The organism is Intestinibacter sp., assembly GCF_022780145.1.
In the GTDB taxonomy this organism is placed as follows: Bacteria; Bacillota; Clostridia; order Peptostreptococcales; family Peptostreptococcaceae; genus Intestinibacter.
Map to the genome: position 1 here is coordinate 1 of NZ_JALEXO010000063.1, position 7,021 is coordinate 7,021.

At 32.3% G+C, this 7,021-nt stretch carries 5 protein-coding genes; all 5 read left to right on the plus strand.

Features of this window, described 5'->3' with window-relative positions; translation table 11 throughout:
- Nucleotides 1–1,203: glutamate synthase subunit beta (locus MR593_RS02465; RefSeq protein ID WP_290686640.1), on the plus strand; the 1,203-nt coding region annotated here is incomplete at its 5' end.
- A gap of 273 nt (nucleotides 1,204–1,476) precedes the next feature.
- Entirely contained in the window at nucleotides 1,477–2,343 is an 867-nt protein-coding gene (locus MR593_RS02470) for a DegV family protein (RefSeq protein WP_290686642.1), read from the plus strand.
- A 97-nt stretch (nucleotides 2,344–2,440) separates the two neighbouring features.
- Entirely contained in the window at nucleotides 2,441–3,061 is a 621-nt protein-coding gene (locus tag MR593_RS02475) for a PepSY domain-containing protein (protein WP_290686644.1), read from the plus strand.
- Between the two features lie 177 nt (nucleotides 3,062–3,238).
- On the plus strand, nucleotides 3,239–3,721 hold the full coding sequence (locus MR593_RS02480) for a multicopper oxidase domain-containing protein (RefSeq protein ID WP_290686646.1): 483 nt from the start codon (nucleotides 3,239–3,241) through the stop codon (nucleotides 3,719–3,721).
- Nucleotides 3,722–3,757: 36 nt separating this feature from the next.
- Nucleotides 3,758–6,712 (plus strand): copper oxidase, encoded by a 2,955-nt coding sequence (locus MR593_RS02485; RefSeq protein WP_290686647.1) that lies wholly within the window; start codon nucleotides 3,758–3,760, stop codon nucleotides 6,710–6,712.
- The last annotated feature ends 309 nt before the right edge of the window (nucleotides 6,713–7,021 follow it).

The window sequence follows — 7,021 nt, forward strand, 5'->3', positions numbered from 1 at the left end:
GATTTAGTGTACAGAGGTCAATGGAAGGACGCTTTAGATAGATTACTTCAAACAAATAACTTCCCTGAATTTACAGGGACTGTATGTCCAGGATTATGTGAAAAGGCATGTGTATTAGGTGCTATAAAGGATCCAGTTGGATGTAAAAATATGGAATTGAGTATAATAAATAAAGCATTTGAAGAAGGTTGGATAACTGCAAAACCACCTCTAGTAAAAGTAGGTAAGACAGTTGCAGTAATAGGTTCTGGACCAGCAGGACTTGCATGTGCAGACCAATTAAATAAAGCAGGCTACGATGTAACTGTATTTGAAAGAGATGATGTAATAGGTGGACTATTAGTCTATGGTATACCAGATTTCAAATTAGAAAAATGGGTTGTAGATAGACGTGTAGATTTATTAAAAGAAGAAGGAATAAAATTCAAGACAAATATATGGGTAGGAAGAGATTACCCAGCAAAAATACTTAAAAAAGAATACGATATAGTAGTTTTAACAGGAGGAGCAACTCAAGCAAGAGATCTACCTATTCCAGGAAGATCTTTAAAAGGACTTAATTTTGCTGTAGATTATCTAAAACAACAAAATAAGAGAAATAGAGGTCTTGATGTTGAAGAGGAAGAAATTTTAGCAACTGAAAAAATTGTAATAGTAATAGGTGGTGGAGATACTGCCAACGACTGTGTCGGTACAGCAATTAGACAAGGAGCTAAAAATGTATATCAACTACAAAGATCTTCTGAAAGTGAAAGAGATTCAAAAGGAGCGAGCTTCTGGGGCAAAATATCTGCGATGACTAAGAACCCAGTATTTGAAGAAGGTGGAATCAGAGAATACTCTGTAAAACCAACTGCATTTAGTGGAGAAGGCGGAGTAGTTAAGAAGCTCCATGCAATTAAATTAGATGAAAATAGACAAGAAATACCTGATTCTGATTTTGAAATAGATTGTGATTTAGCATTGTTCGCATTAGGATTTTTACATCCAGAGCATGAGACTTTACTTGGAGATTTAGGAGTAGAACTTGATGAGAGAGGAAATGTAAAAACTGATGAATTTAAGAGAACTTCAGTTGAAGGCATATATGCAGCAGGTGATATGAGAACAGGACAATCATTAGTATGTAAGGCGATTGCCGATGGAAGAAAAGCAGCTAAAACGATAGACTTAGATGTTATGGGACAAACTAATTTGAGATAGTATTTTTATTACAATATAATTGTAACCAATAGAGCAAAGGCTATAGATGATTTAGTTATCTATGGCTTTTGTTTATTTTTTGAAACTTTATCATAGTGTAAAATCTAATACAATATAAATATATTTATTATCTTAATATATAATAAAATATTAAATAATGGAGGAAATCCGTATGAAAAAATATAAAAATAAGAATATTGGTTATTAAAAACCAAAAAAGTGATATAAATTATAAATATAGATTTATTTTAAATAGAAGAGGAGGTTGGAAAAATGAGAAATTTTATTATTTCAACAGATTCGACTGGGGATTTACCAAGTTCTTATTTAAAAGAAAATAATATATCAATTCATCCATTATATTATATTTTAGATGGAGAAGAATACATACCTGGGGTAAAAGATATGCCTGTTAAGGATTTTTATCAAGCATTAAAAAATGGAAAAATGCCTACAACTAGTGCTGCTAATCCTGAAAATGTAATGGACAAAATGAAGGAACAAGTTGAAAAGGGATATGATATACTTCATATAAGCTTTTCGTCAGGTTTGAGTTCAAGCTATAATACTACTCAAATATGTGCAGAGAGTGTTATGGAGGAATTTCCAGAGGCTAAAATAATAGTAGTTGATTCATTATCAGGGACAGTTGGGCAAGGATTTCTAGTTATGAAGGCAGTTGACATGAAAAAACAAGGTAAAACTATAGATGAGATAGCTACATGGCTGAATGAAAACAAAAAACATGTAATACATGAGTTTATAGTATCTGATTTAAATCACTTATTCCGTGGGGGTAGGCTTTCAAAAACTCAAGCTCTTGTAGGAACTATGTTAAATATACAACCTATACTTCATATGGATGATGAAGGAAAATTAGCAAATATAGGGAAAGTAAGAGGACGCAAAAAAGCATTGCATGTATTAGCGGATAATATAGAAAAAAATGCAGATGTAAAAAATTTAAAAGAGGTATTTATATCTCATGGTGATTGCATAGAGGATGCTCAGTATTTAGCAGATAGAATAAAACATAAATATGGAATAGAAAACATAATGATTCAAGATATTTGTCCGACTATAGGTGCTCATACAGCACAGGGTACAGTTGTAGTTGCATATTTTGGAGATAAAAGATAAAAAAATAAAAATTTTTTAAAAAAAGTACCTAAAATTTATGCTATATATGTATTTAATAGTAAAAGAAAACAAAGCAAAAATTTAGGAGGTAAGAGATATGAAAATAAAGAAAAATATAATAACAATGTTAGGAATAGTAGCAATAGCAGGTATGTGTATGGTAGGTTGTTCTAATTCATCAGCAGATGGTAGTAGTACAAAAACAGAAACACAAAGTACATCAGTAGCATCTGCGTCACAAGAAAATTCAACTAAGGATTACATAGGAGAAGATAAGGCTAAAGAAATAATGCAAAAAGAAGTGCCTGAAGGCGCTGAATTTGTAAATTTCCAACTAGATGAAGATAAAGATGATAATACAGCGGAATATGAAGGAGAATTAGTAAAAGACGATACAGAATACGATATAACTGTAGACGCTGTAACAGGTGAAGTTTTAGAATCAGAACAAGAAAAATATGATGGAAGATATGAAAATAATACTTCTAAAGCAAATGATTCAAGTGAACAATATATAACTAGAGAAAAAGCAAAACAAATAATGAAAAAAGAAGTTCTAGATGCTAAAATAGTAGCACTTGAATTCGATAAAAATGATGATGATAATGAACCAGCAACATACGAAGGCGAATTAGTAAAAGACAACACAGAATACGATGTAACAGTAGATGCTATAACAGGTGAAGTTTTACATGTAGAAAAAGAAGCTATTAAATAAGAAATTATAGAAATGCAAATTTAAGAGGGATATAGGATTAATTTTCTATATCTCTTTTTTTGAGCGAATTTGTATTAGTTATAAAATCATAATATGTCAAAAAAATAATGGAAATGTAACAATATGTAATTATATATCATATTAAATAATAAGAATGTAATTAAAGGAGGAATACAAGTGGATAGTAAAATTAGAAAATTCAATGTTACAGTATTATCAATTCCGATTGTATATGATTTTTTTGGCGATTATGATCCAAATGGATTGATGTATATATTAAGTGAAGATAAAGAAAAAGCTATGCGTAACTTTAAAAATAGGGATGAAAATGAAGATCCACTACCGATACCTACAGATGAAGTTCAGCCTCTTACAATAAGGGCAAATGTTGGAGAAACAATAATAATTGAATTTGAGCACGATGAAGACAGAAGATTATCGATTAATATGCATGGACTCAAATATAAAAATATAAAATCAGACGGAGCTAATGTAGGCTATAATGAAGATTCTACAGTTGGCAAAGGTGAAAAAATAACTTACGAATGGTATGCTGATAGAGAAGGAATATTCTATTTCAGTGATATGGGAGATACACGCTTTAGTGAAGAAGGAACAAATATACATGGGTTATTTGGAGCGCTTATAGTACAAGCATAAGGCTCTACATGGGCAGATCCTGTAGATGGAAGTGAATTGAAAAGCGGTGCATTTGCAGATATACACAATCCAGATAAACCGAGCTTTAGAGAATATGCAGTATATTTTCACGATGAACTTGAAATGAGAAATAGATTTGGAGGGCAGATAATTGATCCGCATACTGGTCAACCGATGGGAGTAACTGCTATTAGCTATAGATCAGAGCCGATGGTAAATAGAGCCCATATGATACCAGATAAAGACAGGGGTTTTAAATACTGTAACCCTTGTGATGAAAGGGACAGTGGCGGTGTTGTAGATATAGTAAAGGCAGACCATACATTGGTAGATGGAGAAGATGTTTCTATGAGCTCATGGACTAATGGAGACCCAGCTACTTTTATACCGAGAGCATATGTAGGAGATCCAGCGAGATTTAGACTTATACATGGAGGAGTTAAAGAAACTCACGTATTTCACCTTCATACACATCAGTGGAAGTTAGAGGCTGATGATCCAGATTCAACTATAATAGATTCAATATCTATAAGTCCACAGGAAACATATGATATAGATATACTACATGGTGCAGGAAGTTTGCCAGGTTCTATAGGAGACCATATATGGCACTGTCATTTATATCCACATTTCCATGAGGGTATGTGGTCCTTGTGGAGAGTATTCGATAGATTAGAAACTGGAAAAGATACAGTAGTTGAAAATGGTGAGATTATACCTCCATTATATCCTGATGGGACTTATGTAAAAGCTTTAAATCCTTTACCTGATAGAAAAAAACCACCTAGAAAAAGTTTGCATCATCCAGGATTTTACAACTTTATAAATGGAGAATTTGGAGAAAGACCTAAACAACCACCTTTAGGAATTTTAAATCAAAAGGGTGAAAATAAAATATGCCCAACTGAACTTGAAAGAGACAACTTTGTAGAAAATTATTCTAAGGGAGCTTTATATGCACAGCCTTGTAGTGATAAGCATTGTAATTGTGAATGGAAGGCAAAAGCTCCAGATGTTGTATTTGAAATATTTGCGCTACAGGCAAAATTAGTTTACAATGATGCTCATTGGCATGATCCAGTTGGAAGATTTTATGTGCTAAAAGAGCAAATAGAAGAGTATACCGGGTGTAGAGTTACAATTAAAAATAGGGAAGAATTAGTTAAAGAATATATAGATGCAATAGAAAATAGATATGTAGATGTAGAACCGTTAGTAATAAGAGCTAACAAGGGTGATTGTATAGAGGTTAGACTGACTAATTTTTTACCAGAAACACTACCAGCGACAGAGTTTCAATTGAAGACATTAACAGACAACGTAAGTTTCCATGTTCATTTAGTTAAATTTGATGTTATAACTTCAGATGGTGGTGCAAATGGATATAATAATATAGCTTCTGTTTTTTATGGAGAAACTTTAGTAGAACGATATTATGCTAATGAAGAATTAAATACATGTTTTTTCCATGACCACCTAAACCCAAATTCACATCAACAGCATGGATTGTTTGGAGGACTTATAATAGAACCTAAGGGATCGACATATCACGATCCACAAACAGGTAAACGAATAAAATATGGAACAAAAGCTGTAATAAAAACGCCTTCAGGTAGAGCTTTTAGAGAGTTTGGATTATTTGTCCATGATTTTGCATTATTATTCGATAGACATGGCAAGGCATTAAATCCACCTCCATTTGCAGGTTCTCATGATGATCCAGGTGTAATGGGTATAAACTATAAATCTGAACCATTGAGAGAAAGATTAAACGATAAATACGATGATCCATCAGATGTATTTAATTCAAATATGCATGGAGATCCAGTTACACCAATTCTTGAAACATATCCAGGAGAAGAAATAGTTATAAGATTATTAGACGGTGCTCAGGAAGAACAGCATATTTTTAATATACACGGAATGAAATGGAGAAAGGAAATAACAGATAGAAAATCACCATTAGTTCAAGCTCAAACTCTAGGAATATCAGAAGCGTTTAATATAAGAATAACTGATGATTACAAACCAGGTGATTATATTTACTATTTCGGAGGTCAAGACGACTTGTGGCTAGGACTTTGGGGAATAATAAGAGTATACAAAAATAAAAATCATAAGTTAATTCCTATTGATAGCTGTAAAAAATGCTCATTTGATAAAGTTAAATCCTATAAAGACGAAATTAAGGATTGTATGATTAAGAGTAAACATTGCCCATATAAAAAAGTAAGAGAATTCCACATAGCAGCCATACAAAAAGATTTAATCTATAATAAATATAAAGATCACGATCCATACGGTCTATTATTTGTACCATATGAAATTAAAGACGATATAATAAGTGGGAAAATAGAACCTAAGCTTTTAATATTGAGAGCAAATAAAGGCGAATATATAAAAATAACTTTGACTAATTGCTTCAATGAACAAATACCATTTTTAAAATATCCAGGTGTGCCAGTAGATAAAGAAATAACTCCATCTATGAGAGTGGGAATTAGTACACAATTTTTAAGATTCGATCCAGTAAAGGATAGCGGTGTAAATATAGGATACAACAACGTAGAACAAACTGTAGCACCAGGAGAAAGTAAAACATATCTATGGTATGCAGATGAGGAATATGGAACTTGCCTATTATCATCTTTTACTGATATAAGAAACCATAGATATCACGGGTTATTCGGAGCGATAATAATAGAGCCTGAAGGTTCCAAAATACACAGTTCTTATGATAATGGATATAAAGCCAATCATCAAGAACAGGTGCTAGTATCTGCAGGTAAAAATGAGAAGTTTAGAGAATTTGTTTTATTTATGCAAAATGGTATAAGACTTGTGGATGAAAAAGGCAATTTAATACAAACTGCTGTAGAAGAGGAAGAGGGACCTGAAGAACCTGTAGAGCATGGAGAGTCAGAAATATCTACAGAAAATATTTTGGAGGATGAGTTAGCTATTGAGCCTGTAGATTTTGAAGATAGATGAGAAAAAGGATTTAACTATAAATCAGAGAGATTTTTCAATAGATTACAACATAATCCTGATATATCTAAGGTATTTAGCTCTAAAGAACATGAAGACCCATCAACACCTGTATTAGAAGCATATCCAGGTGAAAAAGTTATAATAAGACTTTTAATGCCAGCAGATAAGCCTAGAAATACAAGCTTTACAATTCATGGTCATGAATGGATGGCCCAACCAGATGATCCGTTCACAAGAATTGTATCAGATCAAGGCGCTATCAGTGTAGGAAATGTATTTAATATAGAATTATTAAATGGAGCATCTATG

What these genes read in the sequence shown, in the direction of transcription:
- MR593_RS02470 (WP_290686642.1), top strand. Translation starts at nt 1,477, where the DNA reads ATGAGAAATTTTATTATTTCAACAGATTCGACTGGGGATTTACCAAGT.
- MR593_RS02475 (WP_290686644.1), top strand. Translation starts at nt 2,441, where the DNA reads ATGAAAATAAAGAAAAATATAATAACAATGTTAGGAATAGTAGCAATA.